The organism is Streptomyces sp. JLBJ103, assembly GCF_058215575.1.
In genome coordinates, this window is sequence record NZ_CM177089.1 from 6,524,612 (window position 1) to 6,550,927 (window position 26,316).

17 protein-coding genes and 3 pseudogenes are annotated in these 26,316 nt (G+C 68.4%); 8 read left to right on the forward strand and 12 right to left on the reverse strand.

Annotated features, from left to right (window positions below):
• The first annotated feature begins 185 nt into the window (after positions 1 to 185).
• The 5 genes and pseudogenes from AC4BEG_RS28775 to AC4BEG_RS28795 form a co-directional block, all read left to right on the forward strand.
• Positions 186 to 611 (forward strand): GntR family transcriptional regulator, encoded by a 426-nt coding sequence (locus AC4BEG_RS28775; protein ID WP_490702631.1) that lies wholly within the window; start codon positions 186 to 188, stop codon positions 609 to 611.
• Positions 608 to 1,495 (forward strand): ABC transporter ATP-binding protein, encoded by an 888-nt coding sequence (locus tag AC4BEG_RS28780; RefSeq protein WP_490702632.1) that lies wholly within the window; start codon positions 608 to 610, stop codon positions 1,493 to 1,495. Before AC4BEG_RS28775 ends, AC4BEG_RS28780 begins: the two co-directional genes overlap by 4 nt.
• The gene (locus AC4BEG_RS28785) at positions 1,492 to 2,649 is read left to right on the forward strand and encodes an ABC transporter permease (RefSeq protein ID WP_490702633.1); all 1,158 of its coding nucleotides are present in this window, start codon (positions 1,492 to 1,494) and stop codon (positions 2,647 to 2,649) included. Before AC4BEG_RS28780 ends, AC4BEG_RS28785 begins: the two co-directional genes overlap by 4 nt.
• Positions 2,646 to 5,012 carry an ATP-binding protein gene (locus tag AC4BEG_RS28790; RefSeq protein ID WP_490702634.1) on the forward strand — a complete coding sequence of 789 codons (2,367 nt, stop codon included), beginning with the start codon at positions 2,646 to 2,648 and terminating at the stop codon, positions 5,010 to 5,012. Before AC4BEG_RS28785 ends, AC4BEG_RS28790 begins: the two co-directional genes overlap by 4 nt.
• 130 nt (positions 5,013 to 5,142) lie before the next feature.
• Positions 5,143 to 5,232, forward strand: a pseudogene (locus AC4BEG_RS28795) (transposase); the annotation flags it as partial.
• Between the two features lie 102 nt (positions 5,233 to 5,334).
• Here the strand turns inward: AC4BEG_RS28795 and AC4BEG_RS28800 are convergent.
• The 9 genes from AC4BEG_RS28800 to AC4BEG_RS28840 all read right to left on the reverse strand — a co-directional run bounded on the left by AC4BEG_RS28800 (position 5,335) and on the right by AC4BEG_RS28840 (position 19,511).
• On the reverse strand, positions 5,335 to 6,951 hold the full coding sequence (locus tag AC4BEG_RS28800) for a SagB/ThcOx family dehydrogenase (RefSeq protein WP_490702635.1): 1,617 nt from the start codon (positions 6,949 to 6,951) through the stop codon (positions 5,335 to 5,337).
• A gap of 30 nt (positions 6,952 to 6,981) precedes the next feature.
• A complete protein-coding gene (locus AC4BEG_RS28805) occupies positions 6,982 to 9,414 on the reverse strand; it encodes a nitroreductase family protein (protein WP_490702636.1) in 2,433 nt (810 codons plus the stop codon).
• On the reverse strand, positions 9,411 to 10,061 hold the full coding sequence (locus AC4BEG_RS28810) for a hypothetical protein (protein WP_490702637.1): 651 nt from the start codon (positions 10,059 to 10,061) through the stop codon (positions 9,411 to 9,413). The genes AC4BEG_RS28805 and AC4BEG_RS28810 overlap by 4 nt, the downstream gene beginning before the upstream one ends.
• A gap of 11 nt (positions 10,062 to 10,072) precedes the next feature.
• On the reverse strand, positions 10,073 to 11,437 hold the full coding sequence (locus tag AC4BEG_RS28815) for a YcaO-like family protein (RefSeq protein ID WP_490702638.1): 1,365 nt from the start codon (positions 11,435 to 11,437) through the stop codon (positions 10,073 to 10,075).
• A complete protein-coding gene (locus AC4BEG_RS28820; RefSeq protein WP_490702639.1) occupies positions 11,418 to 12,239 on the reverse strand; it encodes a thiopeptide-type bacteriocin biosynthesis protein in 822 nt (273 codons plus the stop codon). Before AC4BEG_RS28820 ends, AC4BEG_RS28815 begins: the two co-directional genes overlap by 20 nt.
• Complete coding sequence (locus AC4BEG_RS28825) at positions 12,236 to 14,782, reverse strand: hypothetical protein (protein ID WP_490702640.1); 2,547 nt, start codon at positions 14,780 to 14,782, stop codon at positions 12,236 to 12,238. The genes AC4BEG_RS28820 and AC4BEG_RS28825 overlap by 4 nt, the downstream gene beginning before the upstream one ends.
• On the reverse strand, positions 14,779 to 15,966 hold the full coding sequence (locus tag AC4BEG_RS28830) for a M50 family metallopeptidase (RefSeq protein ID WP_490702641.1): 1,188 nt from the start codon (positions 15,964 to 15,966) through the stop codon (positions 14,779 to 14,781). The genes AC4BEG_RS28825 and AC4BEG_RS28830 overlap by 4 nt, the downstream gene beginning before the upstream one ends.
• Before the next feature lie 138 nt (positions 15,967 to 16,104).
• On the reverse strand, positions 16,105 to 16,287 hold the full coding sequence (locus tag AC4BEG_RS28835) for a hypothetical protein (RefSeq protein ID WP_490702642.1): 183 nt from the start codon (positions 16,285 to 16,287) through the stop codon (positions 16,105 to 16,107).
• Positions 16,288 to 16,688: 401 nt separating this feature from the next.
• A complete protein-coding gene (locus AC4BEG_RS28840) occupies positions 16,689 to 19,511 on the reverse strand; it encodes an AAA family ATPase (protein ID WP_490702643.1) in 2,823 nt (940 codons plus the stop codon).
• 697 nt (positions 19,512 to 20,208) lie between these two features.
• Between AC4BEG_RS28840 and AC4BEG_RS28845 the strand changes: the two genes are divergently transcribed.
• Positions 20,209 to 21,042 carry an integrase core domain-containing protein gene (locus tag AC4BEG_RS28845; RefSeq protein WP_490702644.1) on the forward strand — a complete coding sequence of 278 codons (834 nt, stop codon included), beginning with the start codon at positions 20,209 to 20,211 and terminating at the stop codon, positions 21,040 to 21,042.
• 611 nt (positions 21,043 to 21,653) lie between these two features.
• Here AC4BEG_RS28845 and AC4BEG_RS28850 read toward each other — a convergent pair.
• Positions 21,654 to 22,299, reverse strand: a pseudogene (locus AC4BEG_RS28850) (transposase family protein); the annotation flags it as partial.
• A gap of 77 nt (positions 22,300 to 22,376) precedes the next feature.
• Here AC4BEG_RS28850 and AC4BEG_RS28855 point away from each other — a divergent pair.
• Positions 22,377 to 23,168: a phytanoyl-CoA dioxygenase family protein gene (locus AC4BEG_RS28855; protein WP_490702645.1), complete on the forward strand. Its 792-nt coding sequence runs from the start codon at positions 22,377 to 22,379 to the stop codon at positions 23,166 to 23,168.
• A 155-nt stretch (positions 23,169 to 23,323) separates the two neighbouring features.
• Positions 23,324 to 24,408: pseudogene (locus AC4BEG_RS28860) on the forward strand (integrase core domain-containing protein).
• A gap of 88 nt (positions 24,409 to 24,496) precedes the next feature.
• Here AC4BEG_RS28860 and AC4BEG_RS28865 read toward each other — a convergent pair.
• Positions 24,497 to 25,768 carry an IS256 family transposase gene (locus AC4BEG_RS28865; protein ID WP_490702646.1) on the reverse strand — a complete coding sequence of 424 codons (1,272 nt, stop codon included), beginning with the start codon at positions 25,766 to 25,768 and terminating at the stop codon, positions 24,497 to 24,499.
• Between the two features lie 114 nt (positions 25,769 to 25,882).
• On the reverse strand, positions 25,883 to 26,248 hold the full coding sequence (locus tag AC4BEG_RS28870; RefSeq protein WP_490702647.1) for a hypothetical protein: 366 nt from the start codon (positions 26,246 to 26,248) through the stop codon (positions 25,883 to 25,885).
• Positions 26,249 to 26,316: the final 68 nt, after the last annotated feature.

The window sequence follows — 26,316 nt, forward strand, 5'->3', positions numbered from 1 at the left end:
TCAACGCGGGAACCTTCGGCCGGCTGATGCGCCGGTGCGAGCAGTGGCCTGAGCGCCGCTTCGCGGTCGAAGGTGCAGGCGGCCTCGGTCGAACCCTCGCTCAGCGGGCAGGCCGGTTGGTCTTGACAGGCTGGCCAATGCCACACAAAGTTCTCCCACTGTCCTAGGACAGTAGGAGATGAGAGATGATCGAGTTCGTGCTCGACGGCCGCTCAAAGGTGGCCACCTATACGCAGCTGGTGCTGCAGGTCAAACAGGCGCTGCGGGTCGGTCTGGCGCAGCCCGGTGATCAGCTGCCCAAGGTGCGTGACGTGGCACAGACGTTGGCGATCAACCCGAACACGGTCCTCAAGGCCTACCGGGTACTGGTGATCGAGGGCCTTGCCGAAGGCCGACCGGGGGTGGGCACCTTCCTCGTGCGCACCCTCGCCGGCCCGTCGCTGGCGAATCAGGCCGAGCTGCGTGAGGAACTGGTGGCCTGGCTGCACAGGGCTCAGGTCGCCGGGCTCGTTCCGGAGGACATCACAGCCCTGATCGACACCACCGTGCGGGCCGCCCTCGACAGTCCAGCGGTGACGGACACCCTGCGAACAGCGCGGGAGCACATATGACAGGCATAGCACTGGAAACCGGCGCGCTCGGCAAACGCTACGGGCGCACCTGGGCGCTGCGGGGATGCACACTGCACCTGCCGGCCGGGCAGATTGCCGGGCTGGTCGGCCCGAACGGTGCGGGCAAGTCCACGCTGCTGCACCTGGCCGTGGGTCTGCTACGGCCGGACGAGGGAGAGGTACGCGTCTTCGGCCAGGACCCGCGTACCGCGGTGTTGACCGACATCGGGTTCGTGGCCCAGGAGACCCCGCTGTACCGGGACTTCACCGCCACCGAGCTGATCACCATGGGCGGCAAGCTCAACCAGAGCTGGGACGCCGAGCTTGCCCGCGCCCGGCTCGCCCAGCTCGGCATCCCCGCCGACAGGCCGGTCGGCAAGCTCTCCGGTGGGCAACGCGCCCAAGTCGCACTCGCCCTGGCACTGGCCAAACGCCCCCGTCTGCTGCTGCTCGACGAGCCGGTCGCCGCCTTGGACCCCCTGGCCCGCCGCGAGTTCCTCCAAACCCTGATGGGCGCCGTCGGTGATACCGGTGCCACCGTCCTGCTCTCCTCTCACCTGATGGCCGACCTGGAGCGGGTCTGCGACTACCTCATCGTGCTGCGAACCGGCCACGTCCAGCTCGCGGGCGCGGTCGACGACCTGCTCGCCGAACACCGCACCCTGGTCGGCCCCCGCACCGCATCCGGCGCCCTCCCCGGCGGCGCACAGGTCATCCGCGCCAGCCACACCGACCGGCAGTCCACCCTGCTCGCGCGCATCGAGCGCCCCCTCGAGAACCCGGCGTGGGCGCAGCACGAGGTGACCCTCGAAGACCTCGTCCTGGCCTACCTCGCCGCCGCCGACACTCCCACGGCCCCCACCTGTAGGGAAGTGACGGCATGATCTGGCTTACCTGGCGCCAGCACCGCAAGCAGGCCCTGTTCACCGTCATGGCCCTGGCCGCGTTGGCCGCGGTCACGGTGCCCACCGGAGTGGCGATGCACCGCACGTTCACCGACTCCGGTCTGGCCGCCTGCCTGGACAAGCTCGGCACCTCCACACTGACGTCGATGGACGCCTGCGCCTCCCTCGCCCAGAAGTTCAATAACCAGTACCAGGGCTTGACCTACGTCGGCATCCTGTTCATCTTCCTGCCGCTGCTGGTCGGCATGTTCTTCGGCGCCCCCCTGTTCGCCCGCGAAGTCGAGCACGGCACCCACCGGCTGGTATGGACCCAGGGCGTCACCCGCCTGCGCTGGGCGCTGGTCGCGTTCGGCCTGGTCGGCACCTTCGCCATCGTCCTCGCCGTGGTCTACGCACTCGGGGTGTCCTGGTGGTTCGCGCCCCTGGCCGCCGCCGGCGGCGGACGCCTGTCCTACACCACCTTCGACGTACAGGGAATCGCACCGATCGGCTACTCCCTGTTCGCCCTGGCCCTGGGCATCTTCGCCGGAACCGTCTACCGCAAGGTCCTGCCCGCCATGGGCGTCACCCTCGCCGGATACGCCCTCGTGCGCATCCTTATCGAGACCCTGGCCCGGCCCCGCTACATGGCTCCCAAAACACTGAGGTTTCCATCACCCGCAACCAGCAGTTCAACACCTTCTCCGGTGACTGGATCTACTCCCAGGGCGTCATCAACGCCAACGGCAAACTCGTCGACGCCACATACACCTGCGCCGCCCCTCCTGGAGGCGCACACGCCTCCTCCGGAGCCGCATCGTGCGAGAGCAAGCTTGTCCAGCAGGGTCTGGGCCCCGCGCCGTTCAAGAACTGGATCCAGTACCAGCCCGCCGATCGCTTCTGGGCCTTCCAGACCATCGAAACCGTCGCCTTCCTCGCCCTGGCCGCGCTCCTGCTCTACCTGGCCGTCCGCCGCCTCCGCCTCATCGCCTGACCGAGTGGTTATGGGAGTGGCCAGCCGCGGCGACGAAGGGTGCCGTCCAAGGCTCGCCAGGCCGCTTGCAGCGCAGCAACGCCCGGTTCGCGACTCGGGGGAGAGCGCGAACGTCGCCCCGATGCGGCAGCGCGGCTGGTCGTATGCACGTCGTTGGTGATCGAGCACGGAGAGTCCGGGGGACAGGACGGGGTCATGGCAGGTTTTAAGCGCGGTAGCGGGTATGTACCGGCTGAGGTGACGAACTTCGTGGGGCGATGGCACGAGGTGGCTGAGGCCCGGCGGATACTGGCTCGGACGAGGCTGCTGACGTTGACCGGCGCCGGCGGTATCGGCAAGACCCGGCTGGCCCTCAGGGTCGCCGGTGAGGTGCGGCGTTCCTTCCCCGGCGGGGTCTGGGTGGTGGATCTGAGCGCGGTTGGGGACGGCGCTCTGCTCGCCCAGACGGTGCTGGCAGCGTTGGGGCGCGATCAGTGCGCAGGGCGGCCACCGCAGTCCGTGCTGGCCGATCACCTTGCGGACCAGCGGCTGCTGCTGGTGCTGGACAACTGCGAGCATCTCCTCGACGACTGTGCGGCGTTGACCCGGACGCTGCTGGCCGTGGCGCCGGGCCTGCGGGTGCTCGCGACCAGCCGGCAGGCCCTGACGGTTGAGGGCGAGCGCCTGATGGCCGTGCCGCCGCTGAGGTCTCCCGATGCCGGCCAGCCGCTGTCTGTGGAGGCGACGGCGCGTTATGAGGCGGTGCAACTGTTCGTGGACCGGGCCTCAGCGGTGATCGGCTGTTTCGCACTCAATGAGGACAACCATCGCGTCATCGCCCATATCTGCCGGCGGCTGGACGGGATCCCGCTGGCGATCGAGCTGGCCGCGGCCCGGATGAGGGTGCTGTGCCCGCAGCAGATCCTCGACCGTCTCGACGACTATCTCGCGCTGCTGAACCGGGGCAGCCGGGCCGCGCCGAAGCGCCACCAGACACTTCGCGCGGCGATCGACTGGAGCTACGGGCTGTGCACGGCCGACGAGCAGCAGGGATGGGACCGACTCTCGGTGTTCTGCGGTGGTTTCGACCTGGAGGCGGCGGAAGCCGTCTGCGGCCTTGAGGAGCACGCCGACGGCCACGTCCTGGAACTGATCACCGGGCTGGTGGACAAGTCGATCCTGACCCGGGAGGAACATCACGGCACGGCGCGTTACCGCATGCTGGAGACGATACGACAGTACGGGCGGGCACATCTACGGGAGGAGGGCGAGGAGACCGCGTTGCGCCGCGGCCACCTGGACTACTATCGGCGACTCGCAGCCCGTGCGGAGGCCGACTGGTTCGGTCCTCGCCAGGACACCTGGTACCGGCGGTTGTGCAGCGAGCACGGCAACATCCGTGCGGCTTTGGACTTCTGCCTGAGCCAACCCGACGAGTCGCGTGCCGGCCTGCAACTGCTCACCTCGTTGTGGAGCTACGTACTGAGCACGGGCAACCTGGAGGAGCAACGCCATTGGCTCTGCCAGGCCCTCGCGTTGGACCACCGACCGAGCCCGGCCAGGGCCAAGGCGCTGTGGATCGACGGATGGCTGGCGCTTCTGCGAGGTGAAACCACCACCGGCAGAGTCCGGCTGGCCGAATGCCGCGCGCTCGCAGAAGAGCTCGGCAGCCCGGAAGCAGTGGCGCACACGGTACAGTTCAGCGGTCTACAGGCGCTCTTCGAAGACGACCTGGAGGCGGCCGCCTCCCTGCTGCACGAGGCACTGCGCCGCCACCGCGCCACGGGCGATGTGTGGACCGAGTGGACCGCCCTGTTCCTGCTCGCCCTGGCCCGCTGCCTGGCCGGCAGCTCCCAGGCCCGCGCGTCAGCCGAGGACTGCCTCGCTCTGTGCGATGCCCACGATGCCCGCTGGTCGCGGTCCTACGCGCTGTGGCTGCTGGGCCTGCAACACTGGCTCGACGGGGACGCCGCCCGCGCGATCACCCTCCTTCATGACGGCCTCCGCCTGGCCCAGACCTCGCGCGACCTGTTGAGCGCTGCCCAATGTCTGGAAGTTCTGGCCTGGGCCACGGCCAATGAAGAACGCTGGGAACCGGCCGCCACCCTTCTCGGGGCCGCCCAAGCGCGTTGGCGGTCGGTGGGGATCGCCATCCCCGGCTTGGGCCGCATGATGGGATATCACACCACCTGCGAGGGGCGGCTGCGGCACGCTCTGGGCGACGCCGCCTACGCCACCGCCGTACGGGCGGGCGAAGAGCTGAGCCTGAGCCAGGCGGCTGCGAACGCGCTCGGCCGCACCCTCACCCGCACCCAGGCAGCCACACCACCTGCCGAACCCGCGGGGCCCCGCCTGACCCGGCGGGAACAACAAGTCGTCACACTGCTCGCCCGCGGCCTGACCGACAAGGAAATCGCCGCCAAGCTGGTGATCTCCCCCCGCACCGCCCAAGGGCACGTCCACCGCATCCTGGCCAAACTCGGCGTCTCCACCCGCACACAAGCCGCCACCTGGGCCATGGCCCACCTCGCCCAAGCGCCGTAGAACGCCGATTGCCGGCCTGGCGCAAGTACCATACAGATGCGCGTAGTTCTACGCTTTCCGGATCTCAGAGTGCAGAGCACTCTTGGTGGCGCACATCCGACGTGCCGCGCAGTAGGCCGCTCGTTGGTACCGGCTCAAACGACTTCAGTACCGGCCCGACACCCTCGCCGGCTCCATAGCGGGCACCGGCCTGACTCTCGACGGTCCAGTGTCATCTTGACGAGCCGAAATCAGCAACATACTCACCGAGCTTGAATTCACCTCCAGGGCACAAGTGGCCGCCTGGTACACCGCGCAAAAGTCCGTCTCGTCGGTCGCCGATTCAGACGTCTCGTAGGGCTTCGGTCGCCCACTGGGGATCGTTCATGTGCTGCCATCCAGCGAACTCAACCCTCCTCGCACCGCCAGAGCCGTACTCGGGAGGACGGCTGCCGAGCATGAATTCGCCGACCGAGGACTCGCGGCGCCAGTCCAGACCGAAGATGTCGGCAGACGTCTGGATGTCACCGGAGCCCAGACCGCACGGAGCCAGCTGCATGGCCGTGGCAACCAGGTACAGCGTCTGATAGAGAACCCCGACGTGCTTGAGAGTGCTCGCATAGGCGATGTTGCTGTACTTCCACGCCATGCGCTGGAACCGGGCAGTGATCGTCAGAAGGACGTCCGGGACGACCGCGCCCGCGCAGGCCCGGTACGCCATCCCCAGCATCGTCTGCAGCGCCTTCTCTTCTTTGTCGATCAGAACGAGCTGATGATCGGCGGAGTCGTAGTAGTAGACCCCGCGAGGAAGGTCCGCACACCGGTTGACGGTGACGTAGACATCGAGGTCACCTGTGGCGCCGCCGGTCGGATAGGGCCGGTCCACTCCTTGGTAGGGAACTCCCGATAGCTCGTCCGGCCCATAGATCGCGCGCACGCGCTGAACCCGGTACAAGAATTCCCCGAGTTGCCGCGCCGTCATGGGCTGCTCGTCGTAGGCTCGGATGGATCGCCGTGACTCCACGACTGCGGTGAACCGAGGATCGTGGGTGAGGATGTCGTCCAGATCCGGGCGGTACAGCGGCGTCGTGGGACCGACGGGGCGCTGCTTCACCGGAGGTTCGTGCTCGATGTCGCCGATGAAGGAGAACGTGGCGCCGAACGGCTCATCGTGTCGTCCGAAGCGGCTCCGTGCGTGGAACAGCAGATCATGGAACGCCCACTGGCGCAGAACGTCGTCCCAGTCTTCCGCGAACCTGGCCTTGTGCTCACCGACTTCCCCACCGGCGCCATCGGCGCCGGACTTCGTGCCGACATCGACCACCTCCGCGGCAACGAGGTGCCCCACGACCATGCGCACGGCTTCGAGTCCCAGACCGGATTCCTGCCCAGCGGCGAGCCTTGCGACCGAGGTGACCTCCCCCAGAGCCGACACCACCTCTCGTGCCAGCGGTGACTGCAGCCGCACCCGGAAGAGCGACAGCGGCGATTCCACGACCAACTGGTCGCCCTGGCGCCGCGCGTAGGCGAACCGGGACAGCCGCAAGGGAAGGGTGTCATCCGGCAACTGCAGGTCGAAGCGGCTCCATCTGCTGATCGGCTCGACCGTGACCAACGGGGCTGCGTCGCAAGCCACGGACCACGCGAACAGATGGGCATGTCCCTTCAGCAACGAGGCGAACCGGATCTCGTCGTTCTCGCTGGCGTCGCCCTTCCCGTCGCCGGTGCGGAGCGTGTCCGTCAGCTCGCTGATCGCCACCGGCCCGGCAGCGAGGGCTCGGAGGACCGTGCGGAGCGCGGTACCGGCCCGCGTCGTCCGCACGACTTCGGCCGCGCCGACGAGCTTCACCCCCTTCTCCTCCGGGACAACCTCGACATCGTTCCGGAAGGCCAGCAATCGGGACGGCCCAGTGGCGGGCGTCGCCGTGGCTACCTGCGTGGCGGCGGAGTTGGTCTTCATCGGGTGCCCCTTTCGTCGAGCTGTCCGTCTTCAGTTGCCGCCTGCTGCCGCTTCACGGTGAGTTCCCCCGTTCCTCAGCGAAGGGCCGACCGCCAGGGCGGTCAGTGGGACGGCCGTGCCCGGGTCGACTTCTGCCCACTGCCGGACATACTCGGGCGGCGCACCGGCCACGTGATACGCCGCCAGATCCCGTTCAGCCGCTACGAGTGACGCCTCTGCCACAGCTGCCGAGCTGCGCAGCAGCAATCGCCGGTATCCGTGGGCGCCGTTCCGACTGACGGCTCGGGGCAACGGCCCCACAACCGTCACGAGCGCGGATGCGTCGGCACGGCCGGTCCATGGCGCCAGGGTGGTGGGAGGAAGAGCACCGGGCACCCGCAGAATTCGCTCGGTGGGGAGGGGGCCGTAACGGTAGACCCCGGCTTCGAGTCCGGCGACGCAGTACACCAGCACGACGAAGGACAACGGGACCTGTTCGGCGTCCGGCCAGCCCTGGCTGGACGCCTGAGAGGCCCTCGCCAGCAGGCCCACCAGCACCTCGCCCGTCAGGGCAACCGATCCGGCTCGGTGACGGGCGGGCTGCCGCCGCCCCCCGACGGTCACCTCGCGGGGCAGGAGAGACATGCCGAGCAATGGCCCGGGAGCTTCCGGCGTCGGTGCGGGTGCGTTCTCATGCAGCTCGGTCACGAGATCGGTGACCAGTGCACTGAGACTCTGCGGATCCGCCTCCACCGGGCGTTCGGCCCACTCGTCCGCACCGTCCGCCGCATCGGCACCGCCGCTGAGATTCCTGGTGCTGCCGCCGGGCGCCACCGACACTGACGGCTGCTCGGTACCGGCCAGGCCCACGACCGCCAGGACCGGTTCGCGGGCAGGGTCCATCCCCAGCAGTCGACTCACCCTGAGGAAGGGAGCCTGCTCACTGAGTGCAGCCCGCCACCCCACGGAGGTGGCCGTCCGTGCGATGCGGTGCACCGCCTCCCCCGCATCGATCATGCCCGTGCGCAGGGCGGGCGCGAGACCGCCGGGTCTGACGTGGGTCATTTCCCCGGTCAGGACGACCAACACGTCTTCCGCCGTGCCGAGCGCCTGACGCGCCTGGCGCGCCTTCTCACGGCTGAACTCTGTCAACGTCACCAGTGCGTGCTCGTCCGGGTCGTAGTAGCGGACACCCGCAGACAGGCCCGACGCTCCAAGGGTTATGAGATAGCAGTGAGGCGATGCGGCGTCATCCGCAGCCGAAGCGCGGGGCACCGGTCCGTCGTCCTCACCCCGCACGCCCGGCACGGAGCGCAGTACAGCGGACAGACGGTACGTATCCCGGGCCGGCTCGCTCACGGCCGGGGGGCACGCGGGGACGGCATCGGGCAGCGCATCACGGCGGTGCGCGAAGTACCCCTTCTTCCACTGCCGTTCTCCGGAGGCCCGTTCCTGGGCTCTTCCGGCCCCTGGGTCGAGATCGTCGGGCCAGGGCCGGGCCAGATGCTCGAACGCGCCGGCCGTGGAAACGCGCTGAGGGTTTCCGGCCTTGCCGGTTCCGACCGGACACGGCGGAAGGGTGACGGGCAGCTGCTGTGTCTCCCACCGTTCCAGGTCGAATCGGAGTCTGCTGCGCAGTGTCTGCGGGCTGCCGATTCCCGCCACCAGATGCAGGACTTCGGTTGCGGCCACGGACAGCGCTGCGTCGGTGAAAGGTGAGCCCTCACCACCGGAGGGTTTCGGCAGCCTGCTCTCCTGCCACAGCCGGTACTCGGGGGTCACCCGCGCATCGAAGCGCGGCCCGATCTCGATCACGGAACCGTCGAGCAGGACCCTCAGCCACGGCGCGCGCCGTCGCCAGTGTGCGTCGACCGAGGTGAACCACGGCACCGGCTCCGGCGCGGCGGCGACCGCGACGACCAGCGCCATCCCGTTGCCGTCCGGCACGGGCTCCGACGGCGACAGCTCAGCCTGCACCCCGAGTCCGTGGAGGTGGTGCAACAGCCGCGTGCCGAGATCAGGGTCGCCCAGGATGCCGACCCTTGCGTCGGCCAGCCGCGCGAGCATCGCAGCCGCGCTGCGGTGCTGCCGGGTGGTTCCCAGGGCCCGGCCCAGCCACAAGGGCACGGGGCCGGCAGGTGCTGCCGGATCCGCCCCATCTTCCAGCAGTCCCCGGGTGTGCAGCAACGCCACCGCGTTCCGGATGTGCCCTTCCGGCACCTGGAGGTGCTCGGCGAGCCGGGCCACGTCACGCGTGCCGTCCAGCACCTCCACCAGGCGGGGAAGCAGACCCGTGGCGGCCCGGCCGCGGAACACCTGGTTCTGGGCCGCCCCCTCGACCAGATATGCGTCTGCCAACGTGAGCTTGGCCAGGCCTGGGAGCAGCCTGGGCAGCCGCGGTACCGCTGGTGCGCGGGCAGGCAACATCCCGTGGACGGCGGGCGATTCGCGGGTGTCGGCGGCCGGGTCCGGTGTCATGGTCACCGCGCTCCTCTCATCTCCGCGACGTCCCGCACGACGGGAAGGAGCGCGCGGTAGGACCGTTCCGCCTCCGCGTACACCGGAGCCGAGCGGGCGTTGCCGTGCCGGCCTACCAGGCGGCTGCAGCGGGTGCTCAAGGTGTAGACATCCAGCAGCCGCACCTTCTGCAACTCGTCGTCCACGCCGTCCGCCAGCCGCCTGCCGAGATCGAGCACCGTGCTCACCGCGAGCGTGACCAGCGTCGGAAGGTAGCCGTGGGGCTGGAGGGCGGTCTCGGCGGCATACTGCTCCTCCGCCATCCGGCGCACCTCGCGGTCGCGGCTGTGCTGGCGCACCCGCCGCCGGTAGCAGTCGAGGGTGGCGTGGGCGCGCGGCCCGAGGACGGGGCCGATGCGCAGAAACGGATGCTCGAGTGCCACCGGAATCAGAAGGCACTCCTGCTCCATCGCCCATCGGTCCACGGTCAGTTCCACATCGACGCGGGGCCGGTTGGTCGCGAGGAGAATCAGCCCGCCCGGGGGGCACTGGGGCCCGGGGAACGCGTCGGCGTGGACCGCGTCGGCACCGGGAAGCCGATGGCGTACCTCGGCTGCCACCGCAGCGCCGAAGTCACCGGTGTGCACCACGACCCAAGACGGTATGGCGGACATGTCATTCCCCCTTATGCGAACGGCTGGGGCCAGGGATTGATGTCACCCTCGGATCGCACCGGGAAGCCCATACGTCGCGGAGCGTCGTACAGTCGCGGATGGCCGAGGTATCGGCTGCGGTGGACGAAGGACAGCGGTTGCAGTCCGGGCACCAGGGTCCGCACCACGGTCACCCCGGCCTCCCGCGCCTCGTCGGTGGTCAGGTCGACCGCGTACGCGTCGAACCCCGCGGCCTCCAGTCGGTCGAGCACCGCCGCGAGCTGCTGGGCCGGGTCAGCGGCCGGTATACGGGGCAGGTGGGCGATCGGCCTGCTGTGCGGCGAGTCGAGGAGGAAGTCGAAGGCGTGGGCCCGGCTTGCGTGCGCCATGTACTGCCCACCGGCGCACGCGCTCTGGAAGTCGGCGACGTCGGAGTGATCCTCCGGCAGCCTCTCGAACGCCAGTCGGCATGAGATCGTCTCCCGGATCGCCTTGACGGCTGCACGGGTCGGGTCGAATTCCGTCGAGGCCGCCACGACTGTGTGGGTGCAGGTGCTGTGCTGGGCCACCCGCACCGCGTAGACGGTGGGCAGACCGATATCGGTGGTCGCGTCGAACAGGTGCATCCGGAATCCGGGGTGCTCTTCGTGACGCTCCAGAAGCTCTCGGAGCTCAGGTGCGGCGTCCGTGCAGTCCAGCCGGGGCAAGGTCAGCATCTGCAGCCACACCAACGCGACGGCATCCCGTTCCACCGCTTCGCACAAACCTTTCACCAGTGCGGTCCGTGCATCGGTGTGCCCGGCGCAACCGGTGGAGATCCCGTGCGTGATCATCTCGGCCCGGGACTCGGCGGTGAGGTACAGCCACACGTACATCGCCGGGAGCCATGTCGGCTTCGCGTCCCGGAGCCGGATTCCGCGCACCCAGCGCCTGGGGGCGGCCGGGTCCGGCGGGACCAGCGTCTGGCCCGCCATGGCCAGTTCGCGCTCCGACAGCTGTGGCAGTTCCGCCAGATCGACGGCCTCGTGGCCGAGCTCCTCGGCGGTGGCCGTGATGAGTTGCTCCGGACGGCAGACGAGGGAACAGTACCGCTCGAGCGCCTCGGCGATCGACAGCCAGCGACCGGTCCGGGGGTCGAGGTCACCGCCTGCCCCGTCCATGCTGTTCGCCGTGGGCACCCGAAGCCGGCGCTGCCACAGCGCGACCCCCTCGACGACTTCGGCGGGATCCCCGAGGCTTGCCGTGAAGATCGGCATCGCCGGCTCCCCCGGCATATCGGCCAGCCGCGTCACTGCGCCGATCAGGCCCCCGAACGGAGACACCATGTGTTCCAGGCGCGCTGCGACCTCCGGCTGCTCCGCCGAAGGGACGGTCCGTTCACCAGCCGTGGTCGTCATCGGTCCTCCCGTTACCAGGGGGGCAGGCCACGAGCCGAAGATGCAGGATCCTCGCCGCGAGGGCTTCCATGACGGGCCAGGCCCCCAGCCGGTTGTGCATGAGATGTGCGTGGTGGAACACCTGGTGGTTGCTCGGTGCGGAACTGTTCCCTCGCTGGTCGGTCGCGGTCGTGCGCAGCGCGGACAGGTAGTGCTGCCACGGGTCGCGAGCCCGCTCGGGGAGACGCAGGGCGTTCGCCGTCGCCCACACCGCGGCCGCACTGCCCACGGCACGCTCGCCAATCGCTGTGCGCTGCGCGATGCCCAGACCAGCCGTCCAGTAGCACCAGTAGTGGAACAGGAATGACACCCGTTGCTCGGGCGGCAGCATGTGCGCTACCTGTCCCAGATGCCGTGTCACCAGCGGCAGGAGGGTACGGGGGGTGACCGTGCCGGCGCCGTCGAGCAGGGTGAGCACACATTCGCTCGAGGCGTGGAAGACCTTCTCCGCGGATGCCACTCCGGCCGGTCCGGGGTACTTGGCGGTCTCGGGCTCGTAGTAGTCGAGGACGGTGGCAAACTTCTGCGCCCAGGATGCTTCCGTGATCTCCCGCTCGATGGCGTCGTTCACAGCGGGCGTGGAAAGGAATCGGATGCGCACATGGGGCCCCAGCCAGTCGGTGAAGCGCAGGAAGAACCACTGCCCCTGGGGATCGTCGCCGTGCAGCCGCGCCACCAGCCGGGGCAGCAGGCCGGCGATCACGGGCGCGGTCGGGTCGGAGCCGGGAGCCGCTACCCGGTAGTACAGCCAGTTCCTGGTCAACGTCTGCCCCCCGCCTTCGGTCCGACCCTGGTCATGGCGGTCAGTTCCAGAGCGTGGTGACGGCCGTCCGGCCCCGTGGCCCAGTGCTGCTCACGGGATGGCAGCGCCTCGACGACGCGTATCACCGCCTGACGGGACAGCAACGGCAGCAATCCCGCGGCCACGCTGTGCGGATGGTCGAGGCTGAACCAGATCGGTTTCCCGGACTGGGGGCCGAACACCCCGCCTTGGGGCCGGACGAAGCCCTCGCACGGAATGCCTCTGGCCATGAACCACTCGCGCAGCCGCAGCAGATGCGCCGCCTGGAGCCGCTGACCCGGCTCCGGCCGGGGTACCTGAGCGGAGTCCATCTCCCACTCGGCCCGGTGCAGCACGATCCGCCCCGTCTCGGTCCGTGGTCGGTACCGCACGTCGGCCGCTCCGCGGGAGGCCGAGGAAGGCCCGGCGGCTGCCGCCCGCCCCTCACCGCGCGAGTGCGGGCTGATCGGTGGGATCCACCAGGGGTCGCTCAGCAGGATCAGCAGGCGTGGCAGCGGCGACAGCAGATGAGGCGGAACGACACCTGGATAGCACAAGGCCACCGGTGCGCCACCGCGGTCCGCGAGCTGCAAGGTACGGGTGTACGGGTCATGGTGCAGGGTGAACGACGCGATCGGCTCGGACGCCGCATCAGCCAGCTGTCCGTTCCAGTCCAGGGCGGGCAGCAGCGAGGTCGGCGCGAGTTGCAGGTCGCAGATCTCGCTGCCCACGGACAGCTGCATCAGACGGCAACCGGGGTGGGCGGTGGCCAGCCACCGCGGGAGGCTGTCAGTCAGCTCCCGGCCCAGGGCCCCCAGCCCGAGCCAGCGCGCGTTGACGCCCCACCCGCCCCCGCCCAGCTGGTTGACCACGAGCCGGTAGTCCCCGGCGGCCAGGTCCGGCTCCCGCCGCGCGGCAAGCTGGGCGTACACCACGGCGGTGACCGGGCCCAGGGTGCCGTGGCCACCCTGCAGTTCCTGGTCGGCGGCCCCGGTACGCGCGTCGTCCAGCGGCGCCTGTGACAGGTGGACTGCCGCGCGGGGGCCTCGGAGAAAATGCGCCAGAAACCCCAGCACGTCGTCGCAGCGGCCCCCGCTCCCGTACCGCTGCTCGAACGCCTCTGCCATGCGGCGGTACAGCACGGATACATGCGCCTGTTGGAATCGTTGGCGGGACACGGCCGCGAGGTCGTCCTGCACACTCCGCGGCAGCCGGACTTCTCCGTGCGGTGACTCGGCCGCCTCATGCCACAGGTGCACGGTGTCCAGCCACGCCGGTGCGGGCGCGCCGACTTCCTCCACCAACGCCCTTACCTCGGCACGGACTTGCCGATCGCTTCGGCTGCGCTGAGCGGCGTCGGCCCCGGCGAAACCGGCTTCCAGCTCGGCCAGCCGACGGCAGGTGCCCGCCGCCGGACCGCCATCAGCCCCGGCGTTCAGCGCATCCGCCAGCGCGGCAAAGTACCGCGTGCCGTCGTGGCACCATGGCGTGCGCACCGCGGCCAGCCCCAGGCCCAGCAGCCTCCGCAGGGCCGCGGGATCCTCGTCGCGCAGCGCCCGCAGCGCATCGGCATCGGTGAGCAGGCCGATGTCCCGGCGCACATCCACCCACTCGTAGGTGAACAGCATCGTGTCCCCGACGGTCCACGCCCGGCGGATGGCCAACGCGCCGTCCCCCGTGCGGGTCACCCGGACCGGCACCGGATCACCCAGGAGCCCCGCCGTCGCGGGATTCACGGCCAGTGCGTGCAGGACGAGTACGGCCACGGCACGGGACAGCGCGATGGTTGCCGACGGCTGTTCTGCGGCCCGGTTCGTGCGCCCGCCCGGGGGCTGGGGCCCGAACCGGGCAGTCGTCAGCGTGGCGAACTGGCCGAAGGGACTGGTCTTCACCGCTGCTCTGGACAGGTAGGAAGCGAGGGAGCGGGCGGAGCGACCGCCCAGCGTCAGGTCTCCCGCCTTGCCGTCGGCGAGTCTGCCGGCGAGCACGGGCGAGGCGACCGCCAGACCGGGCAGCCGGTCCGGCCTGGCGAACGCGGCAGCCAGACAGGCCCCTGATGCCTCGGCTTCCACGCGCAGCCGGCCCTCGGCCAGAGTCATACGGCTCCGGTACCTCTGCTGCCGCCGGACCCATCGATGCAGCAGGCCGGCGGTCTCGGCCGACAGCTCCGGAATGAGCCGTTCGGTGTCGGCGTGGGTGCGGTCGGTGAACCGGTCGTTGAACACATCCCGCCTCAGGCGGATCGCCGAGCGTCGCACGCGGTCCTCCCGGAGCAGGGGGATGAGCTCATAGAGACGGGTGGTCAGCAGCTCCGCAGCGGACAGCGCAGACTCGTGCGCCCGCTGCGCGGCGGTGAGCGCCTCGGTGGTGCGGGGAGCGGCGAGCAGGTCGATCTCCTCGACGGGGATGGCGCAGCAGCGGAGCACCATGGGAGTCAGGACCTCAACGGGGTCGAAGCCGTCCTCCCGAGGGCCGGCTCCGTCGGCCGATACCGGACCTCGCAGCGGGGGAAGTGTCGCAGTCATGATCCGGCAACCATCCGGACGAGCATCGACAGCAGATAGCCGGTCGCAGCGATCATGACCAGGAGATACAGCAGACAGGCCACCCCGTAGCTCCAGGCCAGCAAGCGCCCGTAGCGGACGCCCGTCAGACTGAGGCCGGAGGGCAGCGGACGGCGCAGGATCCGGTGCAGGACGTACGAGATCGACCGGCCCCGCAGGTTCACCTGGCCCGTCGCCGCTTCCACCGCGTGAATCCCGTCAGTGGGCAGGAGTGGGTTGAAGTTCAGCAACAGAGTGAGGCACTGCACCAGCAGCACCGCTCGCCACACCTGCTCGGTGATGCCGCCCTGGTCCTGATATACGAAGAGCGCGATCACGCCGCAGAAGTACATATCGGCAAGCGGTCCAGCGAGGCTGATCGCCACCCTGGGCCAGCGTCGGGGCAGCCGGTAGGTGTCACTGTGATCGACATAGGTGACCGGCATGATGTAGTACCACATCGATACGCCGACCTCGCGTACCGGAACGCCGTAGTACCGGCAGCACACTCCGTGGGCCGCCTCGTGGAAGAACAGCTGGAGAATGGTTACCAGGAAGATCACCAACAGGGTGAGCCCCGCAGGCGGTGCGGTCGGTCCGCCCCCGAGCACGGTCCAGGCCGCGAACAGGTAGACCAAGGGGCCGCCGGTCCACAGCACGGGCAGAAGGTACCGACGGACGGGACCGGCGTGCATCGGCCGGGCGAGCAGCTTGAACAGCTCGTCCGCACTTCGCCTCGACAGGCGCACACGGAACTGGGGAACCCTCAGCAGGCTGCGCGCCAGCCGTGATCCCCTGTCCATCCGCCGAGCCGTGAGCCCGTCGAAGAGGTTCGCATGCCGCATCTCCTCCAGTACGGCGCGCAGCCGCCGTTCGAGTTCCTGATCCGGCAGGTCGGACGTCCGCCCCACCAGGTCGACCAGTTCGGCGAGCGTCGTGCCCCTGCGCAGAGCGGGGACCAGCGCCGCGGCACCGCGGCCGAGCAGCATGTAGCTCTGGTTCTCCCCGTTGAACAGCATGGGCCGGCTGTCCGGCCCCTCCAGTAGCTGGACATCCGCAACAAACCGGAGCGGAGTCGCCGGGCCAATGCCGTCGATGTGATCGTGGTGCTCGGCACGGGTCTGACGCTCGGCGTCCCTCGAAGGGCTCGTGGAATCGGCTGCCATGATGCGGGATGTCCCTCGCGGTCGTGATGATCCTTGTGTGGGAGGTGGCCGGTATGCCGTCGGCCCCCGGAGCCGGAGGGCTCTCATGAGCCCTCCGGTCGTATCCCGGCCTAGCGGCACGGGATCACCTGATGTGGGTCAGCAGGCCGAGCCGATGCAGGCCACGCAGGCGAAGAGGCTCAGGATCGGGGTGCTGAGGGAGCTCTCCGTACTGGCGGTGCCCTTGCAGCACCCGGCGGTCTGCTCGGGAAGCTCGCTGGCCCACAGCTCCTCGTCGGCAGTCTCGGAGGCGACCAGGTCGAGCACGTCGTCCGTCATCATGTTGTTCTCCTTCACTGGTGTTCAGGTGGGGTGCGCCGCAGGGCTTTCGGGGGAAGAACGATGGGTCCGGGTCAGGCCCTGTGGCACGGGGTCCTCGGCAGCGGTGTGCGGCATCACCAGGACCTTTCAGCGAGGATGTCCCCGCGGCGCCGGAGTGGCCCTACGGACGGCACCGAAGACTTAACCTCGCGCTGTCGCGAGGTGGGCTCTCCATAGGCTGAGCGATCGTGGTCGCCCACCGAACGCACCTCGCAGCGGCACTTCTTCGCGGCCGGACTGACCGGCACCGGCGGCGATGACAACGCACGGGCGATCGTGGGCACCGGTTCGGGTTCGCCGAGGACACCGTCCACCTGGCCGCGGCCCTGTGGCCGACGGTGTCGGCCGGCGGTGTCCCGGAGTCAATCTACGCATGTGCCCAGCGCGCCAAGTTCGGAGCGCCCGCCGATGCGCATCTTTCGGTAGACGTTGGTGAGATGAAACTCAACGGCTCGCTGGGTGATGTGGAGGGCTTTGGCGATGTCCCGGTTGGTATGTCCCCGCGCCGCCAGCATGGCGACACGGGTCTCGGCGGGGGTCAGCCCGGCCGTGCGTGCACCCTGATCGCAACGGCTACGGCCGCCGGCGGCGCGTAGCTCGTCGCGGAGTCGATCGCTGAGTGCGTCGGCCCCGCAGCCGCGGGCGAGGTCGAGCGCAGAGTGGAGCCGCTCGCGAGCGTGTGAGTTCCTTCCCGAATGGCGGAGGGCTGCGCCGAGGTCGCCGAGCGCCCGGGCCAGCTCGAGCCGGGCGGGAGAGCCTTCCAGCACGTCCACCGACGCCGTCAGCAATTCCATGCCCATGCGTCCACCGGTCAGAGCGCCGACGGCACGCATGGCCCTGCCAACCACGCCGGGTGTCCCCCATCGCCGCGCAAGCTCCAGTTCCTCCTCAGCCAGCCGACAGGCTTCCGGGCCGTCACCAAGCGCCGCGACAGCCAGGGCTGCCTCCGAACGCCAGGGGCCGACCGAGGGACTACGTGCCCCCAACGCGTGCCACCATCTCCCGCACAGCAGCAGATCTTCGCGGCCCCGCCGAGCGTCTCCCAGGGCCGTATGCAGCCGGCCTCGGCTGTAGAGCACGTAGGTGGCCGGCAACGATTCGGGCAGGGGTCCGGCGAGCCCTCTGGCCTGGAGCAATGCGAGGGCGTTGGAGAACTCGCCTCGTTCGACAAGAGCTTCCACGAGGGGAGCAACGGCCCAGCTGACCGCGCCGGGCACAAGTCCCAGTCCCAAGCTGTCGAAGCACTCCACGGCCGCTTGAGCGTCGGCCCATGCGTCCGTTACCCGGCCGAGCCGCAGCGCGACCTGCGCACGCAGGGACCGCATTACGGCGAGCATCGGGGGAAACGCCCCGCACTGAGCGTCCCGAAGACCGTCGTCGCAGTGGTGCAGAGCCGACCCCAGCGCGTCCGCGCGGATCAGCGCGAGCAACGCGAGAGCGGGCGGCAGGGCTCCGTCACCCAATTTCCCTCCGGCCAGGGCTAGTTCAGCAAGATGTACCGTCGTCTCAGCCGACTCGCCGAGCTGGCTTGCCTGATAGCTGCGCAAGGCAGTGACAGTCTGTGCAGGCTCCCCGGCGCGGTCCACCGACTCAAGGTTGGCCAGCCGCGCACACCCGTCCCCAGCGCTGGAGATCTGAGAGACCTCGAGGGCGACGAGATCGCTCTCACAATCGACGGCCTGGCTCGGGTATTCATGCCCGATCTTGGCCCTTGCTTCTTTCAGCAGAGCGATACCCGTGTCGTATCCGGCGGTCAGCCCCAGCGCCTGGGAAACCGTGCGGGCGGTCTCGACCCACATACGTGGGTCGTCCAGCTTTTCCAGACCGCTCACGAGGTGCTCCACAGCTGAGGGAACCTCGACTCCCAGCTCCGTACGGCCGAGCGAGATCAGAGCGGTCGCACGACGACGGTTGTCGAGCGAACCGCGGAGCAACCGGCGAAGGTACAAGACGGCGGTCCTCTGCCTGCCCTCGATCATTGCTGTCCGGGCTGCGGCACGGAGGACGTCGCAGGCCCAGGGGGCATCCAGGGCCGGGCTCTGCAGGAGGTGGGAGGCGACACTCTCCGCCGATGCCGCGTCCTGGTACAGCAGGCGAGCCGCACGGGAGTGGGCAACGGCCCTGTCGACTTCTGCGAAGTCACCCAGCAGTGCTGTTCTCGCCAACGTGCAGGTGAAGGTCAGTGCATCAGTTGTGCCACTGAGCACACCCGTCCGGGTCAGCGAAGACACCACCTCTGCCGCGACGGCGCCCTCCACACCCGCTATCGCCGCAGCCCAATCGAGACGGGCTTGATCGCCCAGCACCGCAACCGCCCTGGCCACGCTCAGGGCATACGGCGATACACGACGCATTCGGGAGTACAGCGAAGGAAGCAACTGGGGTACATCAAGATCCCGAAGCGTGGGCGCCACCGCGGCCGTCGGCTTCAGCCCGTCATCAGCCAGTGCGGCGAGCAGCGTGCGGACGGTGGCCGGGTTGCCGCCCGTTGCCACGTGACAGGCCTGCACGAACTCCTCGTCAGGGGCAGCGCCCAGGAAAGCCTCTGCCAGGAACCCAGTACTTACCTCGGTCAACGGACCCAGCCGCAGCTGCTGGGCGCAGCTCAGGATCTCGTCGATCACAGAGGTATCGGCGCTCCGTTCACTGTCGCTGATACTGATCAGCCCGGCGACAGGCAGGTCCTTGCCCGGGCAGAGCAACCAATTCAGCCAATGCAACGACGGTACGTCGGCCCATTGCAGATCATCGACCGCGACGAGCACAGGCCGGCGCACAGCGACCATGGCCACCAAGCGAAGCAACGTCTGCAACTCGCCACGGCTCACGTCTCCCTTGCCATCCAGGCCCTCTGCCCCGAGCACCTGTATCGCCTCGGCGACCGCGCCCCCCAGCAGCGCGTCCCGGCCCGGCCCCGAGGGGGCGTAGCACACCGGTTCCAAGAGCTGCCGGACGATACCGAGAGCGAAGTCACGATCGCACGGGCCGGCGCACGCCGACAGGACCACAAAACCTCGATGACGTGCCGATTGGCAGCCTCTGCTCAGCATGGTGGTCCGCCCGGTACCGGCGAGCCCCCGGACGACGAGCAGACCGGAGACTCCGCGAGCGGTATCGTCCAGGAGACTCTCCACTCGAATCAGCTCAGCATTTCGATCCAGAAGGTGCGACGCCGAGTTGCTCATCGGCCCCCCTTCCATTCCAGCGAAGATGCTGACTGCGCCCTTTACAGGTCGACGAGTTGGAAATTCTTTATCTTGGTCGGCCATATACGCCTTGCGCCTGGACGCGGGTGAAGCCTCCGTCACGCAGGGTCATCGTCGCGATCAGGGGGTGAGGAACAGCAGTCAAGGGAAGGCGGGCTGTCGATTGTTCTCATCGGTCGAGAGTCACATCCGTCGAGTGACGTAGCCAATTGGTCCACCGGTTGGCATCTGTAATGATCTTTTGGGCGGATTCTCAGGATGTTGCTTGTGGCGGTTGGCTTGGGTGACGAGTCGTGATGCCCGACAGCTCGTCTTGAGGCTTTCGGTAGAGGGCAAAGGTTAGTTCTGTAGCGCGTCATCGACGCTGTTTCGCCTCGGAGAGGAACTGGCATAGCGTCGATTCCCAGGGTGTTTCATGAGGGGCCACGATGCATAGGGTAAAATTACGTGCTTTCATACGTGACATGCGCCGATGGCGCTGACAGTGGACATTCCAAGATCCTTGTAGGCGGACACGAGACCTCCCTGTCCACGGACAGCTGATCTCCTTCTCCGCGGCTCCATTCGTGTCGGTTCCGAACGGGTGATCCCTTGTGCTTGTGGGGTTCCAGAACTCGGCTGGCTGCGTGACCAGCAGCGGTGGATAGAGCATCGCGGCCGGGAATGCTCTCAGACTGTGTGGCTACGTCTGCTCTATCTGATCCTCCCCCGGCTGCTCGGCCGGCTTGTGCAGCTCAGCCGTTCTTCCAGGTCCAAGGACATCGAGCTACTGGTCCTGCGGCACGAGGTCGCGGTACTGCGCCGCACGAACCCCAAGCCACGCTTTGACCGGGCCGACCGCGCCTACCTCGCAGCTCTGATCCGACAGCTGCCCAGGGCGTTGCGACAACACTGTCTGGTCGCGCCCGACACGGTTCTGCGGTGGCACCGCCGACTGGTGGCACAGAGGTGGACGTACCCGAACCACGCCGCCCGCCCGCCGATCGACGAGGCGATCGCCACGCTCATCGAACAACTTGCCCTGGAAAACGGCTCATGGGGATACCAACGCATCCAGGGCGAGCTCCTCAAGCTCGGCCATCGCGTGGGCGCTTCGACGATCCGCAGAGTCCTCAAGCGCTTGAAGATACCCCCAGCACCCCAGCGGCAGACCGACACCACATGGCGGCACTTCCTCCGTACGCAGGCCTCGTCCATGCTCGCCGTGGCTGGAGCGGGCATCGAGGCTGTGAAGATCCCGCCTCAAAGCCCGCGAGCGAATGCGTACGCCGAGAGGTTCGTGCGCACCGTTCGATCCGAGGTCACCGACCGGATGCTCATCTTCGGTCGGCACCACTTGCGCACCGTGCTGGACGAGTACGCCCACCACTACAACGGGCGGCGGCCTCACCGCGGACAACGGCTGTGCCCGCCACGACCTGACCATCCCATCGCCGACCTCTCGCACGAGCGGATCAAGCGCCGACCGATTCTCGGAGGCCTTATCAACGAGTACGAGCGAGCGGCGTAGACACACAGGTCATCGCAGGTGGCCACGTTCTGGAACCCCACAGCGCGCCGAGGCACCAGGGCACGAAGGCGCCCAAGGCACGTACGCCCCAAGACATAAAGGGGAAGCCGTGCCAACGGAACAGACCGTGGTCCACAGCCCGGACACCTCGCGACAGGAACACCCACCCACCCAACTGCAGCGCAGACCCCTATTCAGGAGCGAGGAGGCCGTGACGGTCGCCCAGACCCGCGACTCACCGCACACCACCAGCTACAGCCCCGCGGAGTGGGCGGGCCGACGGGACACCTTCGCCCTGGTACGCCCGGACACGGGGGCACTGCTCGTGACCCTCCTCGAACTCCGGCACGTCCGCAAGGGTGCCAGGAAGAGTTCGGCCCAGCGCCCTTCGGCGTTCCTCGTAGGAGCCCCGACGGTAAGGGCGGTATGTGCTACGCCTGCACGGATGTACCTGTCTCCTGGGTGATAGCGGCGTTATCACCCAGGAGCTTGGCCTCGCGGCCATCAGCTGCCGGGGGTCCTCATGGCCATCTGAGGAGAGGCAGCGGTGGCCAGCTGGGACTGGTGGAGGACCGTGGGCAGATAAGTGATAAGACCGACCGGCAAATGGATCACTTGAGGCGTTGGGTTGTGGGGAGGTCGTCCCAGCGGTAGCGGGTCGTCGAGCGTCGGATGAGCATGCGGAGCGTGACGAAAGCGGCGGCGAGATTGAGGTAGAAGTCCACGGTGTTGCCGCTCTTCTCGGTGCAGCGCCGAAGCTTGCCGTAGCCGCTCATCCACAAGGATGGGTGGGCCGCGCGGCGAGGCGCCCGTCGGGACGGGTCCTTTTCTGGGAACGTTCGACCCCCCACCGCTTGCTGGGCCTGGATCGGTGCAGGCACGCCCTTACGGGCGATCTCGGCGGTCAAGCCGAACTCATCGAGCAAGGAACGGGTCCTGGCACTGCCGTAGCTCCGGTCGAGATTGACGTTCACTTGCTCCGGGAGTGCTCCTACCTGGGCCTTCCTTGCTTCGAGGGTGGGGCCGAGCAGTGGCGAGTCGTGCCGGTTGGCGCCTTCGGAGAGAGACCCCGGCCGCGTCGGAGGCGACTGATCGCTTCAGCCCCTGCTTGTCTCGGTCGACCGGAGAGCGTCCGGCTTTCTCGCCGCCCGAGGGAGCCTTCGTGATGCAGCCGTCCACGGAGATCTCGGCCAGGGCGAGGCCGATCATCCGGTCGTACGCCTGCAGCGCCAGCGCGTGGACCTGCTCTGATATGCCCATATGAGACCGGAGTGGGCCGCGGCGGACTGGAAATCGGCTGGCGACGGACGCTGGCCGCCGGGCATGGTGGGATCATGTTCGGCGACGCGCAGGTGAACGCATTCATCGAGGACGGCTTCGTCCGTATCGACGGCGCATTCTCCCGGGAGACGGCGGCCGAGTGCCGCGAGCTCATCTGGCGGGCCATGGACGCCGACCCCGACGATCCGGCCACCTGGCCGCGGCCGGTGGCAGGACTCGGGGACCGTGCGGAAGCGCCGTTCAAGACAGCGGCCGACTCGCCGCTGCTGCATGCCGCGTTCGACGTCCTCGTGGGCCAGGGGCGCTGGGCGTCACGTGAGGCGCTGGGCGGTTTCGTGGTCCGTTTTCCTGGCGGCGAACCGGCCATTGTCGACGGCTGGCACATCGATGCCAGCTTTCCCGGCGAGGATCTGGACGCCGGGTCCACCGACTACATGCGCTGGCGGGCGAACGTGGAGTCCCGGGACTGCGCGCTGCGGATGTTCTTCCTGTTCTCGGACGTGGGCGAGGGCGACGCGCCCACCCGCATCCGCGTCGGCTCCCATCTGGACGCCGCACGGGTGCTGGAGCCCGAGGGCGAGACGGGCCTGGACGCCAGGGAGCTTGCCCGGCGCGCAGCGGCCGCCACCGGGCATCGCCCGCTCGCGTACGCCACGGGCAAGGCCGGGGACGTCTATCTCTGCCACCCGTTCCTGGTGCACGCCGGCCAACCGCACCGCGGAACGAGTCCGCGCTTCCTGGGCCAGCCGAAGCTCGCCCCGGCCCAGCCGCTCCGGCTCGCGCGGGAGGACGGGGCCTACTCACCGGTCGAGATCGCGATCAGACGCGGCCTCGGTCAGCGTTAGACCGACCGGCAAATAGGTCACTTGAGGCTGTGCCGCTCGAAAAGTCATCGCCGCAGGTGAGCAGGATGTGGTCAGTCCTGTGCCGTTCAGAAATGCGTCGCTGCAGGTCGTAGGCGGCCTGGTGGGATCTGCGGGCGCGCTGGGACCATGTCCAGGTGATCGTGTCACTGGTGTATCAGGTCACGCGGAAGCTTCTCTCGGTCCCAGCGGTGTTGCTGCGTCGGCAGACGGCCAGAGACGCTGAGTTGCTCGTGCTCCGGCACGAGAATGCGGTGCTGCGCAGGCAACCTGCGAGTCGAGTGCGGTACCAGTGGGTGGACCGGTTGTGGTTCGCGGCGTTGTCCTTGCTGGATACCCCGGCGTCGCTGGGCGGAGATGTTCCCTGTGACACCAGGGACGTTGCTCGGCTGGCATCGACGTCTCGTTGCACGCAGGTGGGACTACAGCGAGTGCCGGAGCAGGCCGGGCCGGCCAGCGATAGCGGAAACTGTGAAGGAGTTGGTGCTGCGGCTGGCACGGGAGAACCCGCCAGGGTGCCGCAGGATCCAGGGGAGCTCGCCCGGCTGGGCCACGGGATCGGCGCCTCTACGGTATGGAAGATCTTGACCGCAGCCGGTATCGACCCGGCTCCCCGCTGCGGCGGGCCGACATGGCGTGAGTTCCTGACATCCCAGGCCGAGGCCATCGTTGCCTGTGACTTCCTGCGCGTCGACCTGGTGGATCTTCGCCGGGTACACGCGCTGGTCCTCCTCGAGCACGGCACACGCCGCCTCCACATCGCAGGCGTAACCGCGCATCCGACCGCACAGTGGACGGCCCAACAGGCCCGCAACCCCCTCTTGAGGTGGGCGTGCGCCTAGAGTCGTTGCGCTTCTTGATCCGCGACCGGGACGGCGAATACACCGAGTCCTTCGACGCCGTCTTCGAAGCTGAGGGCATCGAAACCGTCAAGATCGCCCCGCAGTCCCCGCGGATGAACGCACACTGCGAGAGGGGCATCGGGACACTGCGGCGCGAGGCACTCGACCACCTGTTGCTCTGGAGCGAGCGCCACGCTCTTCCTGTTCTCAGCACCTACGCCGGACACTACAACGGACATCGACCGCATCAGGCCCGAGAGCAACTACCTCCCCTCGCCGATCACCACACTGCGCCGCTGACCGAGCTGAATACCCCACGACGGCTGCTCCGGACCCGTGTCCTTGGCGGCCTGATCAATGAGTACAGGTACGCAGCATGACCAGCAGTGACGCGTTTCTGAACGGCACAGGGTGCCGGAAACCTGTGTCACCCGGGCGTGTACGGAACTTTGTGTAAGTCCTTGAGTTTCACATGGTGTTGAGCCGGTCCTCGAAGAAGAGTGAGAACTGGTTCAGTGCCTTCTTCCAGTGTGCCGCGACGTGGTTGATATCGCGCACTTTGGGGGTGATCTGCTCGCGGACGGCGAGGTAGAGCACCTTCAGCGCGGCCTGCTCGGAGGGGAAGTGCCCGCGGTTGCGGGTGGCTTTCCGTAGCCGTGCGTTGATCGATTCGATCAGGTTCGTCGAGTAAACGACCTTCCTTATCTCGGGCGGGAAAGCCAGGTACGGGGTGAACTCACTCCACGCGGACTGCCAGGTCCGCACGATCGCGGGATACCGCTGGCCCAGCTCGCCTGCCGCGAAATCAGCGAGGGCCTGCTCGGCGGCCTGCTCGGTCGATGCGGTGTAGATGGCCTTCAACTCCGGTACCAACCGTGCGTGATGCTGCTTGGCGGCGAACCTGAGCGAGGCACGGATCAAGTGGATCACGCAGGTCTGGACGGTGGCTTTGGGCCAGGTCGCGGTGACCGCGTCGGGCAGGCCTTTCAGCCCGTCGCAGGCGACGATGCACACGTCCTCGACCCCGCGGTTGCGGAGCTCGGACAGCACGGTCATCCACGTGGTGGCGCCTTCGCCCTCATCTCCGGCCCACAGGCCGAGCAAATCCTTGCAGCCGTCCATGTCCACCCCGACAGCCACGTAGACCGGCCGGGAGACCACCGACCCGGAGCGGATCTTCACCCACAGCGCGTCGATATAGATGATCGGCCAGATGGCGTCCAGGGGCCGGGTCTGCCAGGCGTCGAGTTCGTCGGTGACGGCATCGGTGACCTTGCTGATCAGGTCCGGTGAGACCTCGACGCCGTACACGCCGGCCAGGTGGGAGCGGATGTCGCGCACGCTCATGCCCCGTGCATACAGCGACAGAATCCGCTCGTTGAACCCCGCCAGCCGCCTGGCGTGCTTGGGCACCAGCTGCGGCTCGAAGGACCCGTCACGGTCCCGGGGCACCGCCACCGTGACGGCCCCGGCATCGGTCAGCACCGTCTTCGACGAGGTGCCGTTGCGGCTGTTGCCCGACCCACGGCCCGCCGGATCGTGCTTCTCATAGCCGAGGTGTTCGGTCATCTCCGCGTCCAGAGCCCGCTCCAGCACGGCCCGTGTGACCTCCGTCAGCAGCCCGCCATCACCCAGCAGGGCCACACCCGAGGCGTCAGCGCGGTCCATCAGCCGCTCGACGACCTCGTCCACCAGCTCGTCTCCGACCGGCTCGACAGCCGGAATCCCATGGTCGTTCATGTCCGTCCGTCCCAGCTGGTCAAGGCCCAGATCCAAGCCCAGGCCCAGGCCAGCCTGTCACATCACGGACTTACACGATCTTTCAGACACGCTCTGTTTCGCTGTCTTGAGTGATCAGGTTCCGGCGGTGGCCCAGGCTGTGAGGACGGCCTGGATTTCTTCGGGTTGTGCCTGGTGGGGGTGTGGGCCGCGAAAACGGTGGGCGATGATCGTGCGGCGGAGCTTGGCTGTCATGTTCTCGAAGGAGGGCTGGGTTTTGGTGGTGTACCAGCGGGCTCTGGCGCGGTGCTCGTCGGCGTCGGCGGGCTGGTGGCCGGCCAGCGCGTACCAGGTGGTGACCACGGTGCAGGCGAGCAGACCGAAGGGGATGGTGCGTTCCACTGCGAGGCGGGTGCGGTTGCGGGCCTCGCCGACGCCGAGGGTCTGCCGGGCGTCGAAGAAGGCGGTCTCGATCGCCCAGCGGGACGCGTGGCGTTCCACGATCTGTTCGGCCGGTGTGGTGAGGTCGGTGGTGACCTGGGCGGCGCCGTAGCCGCGGTCCCGGGTGG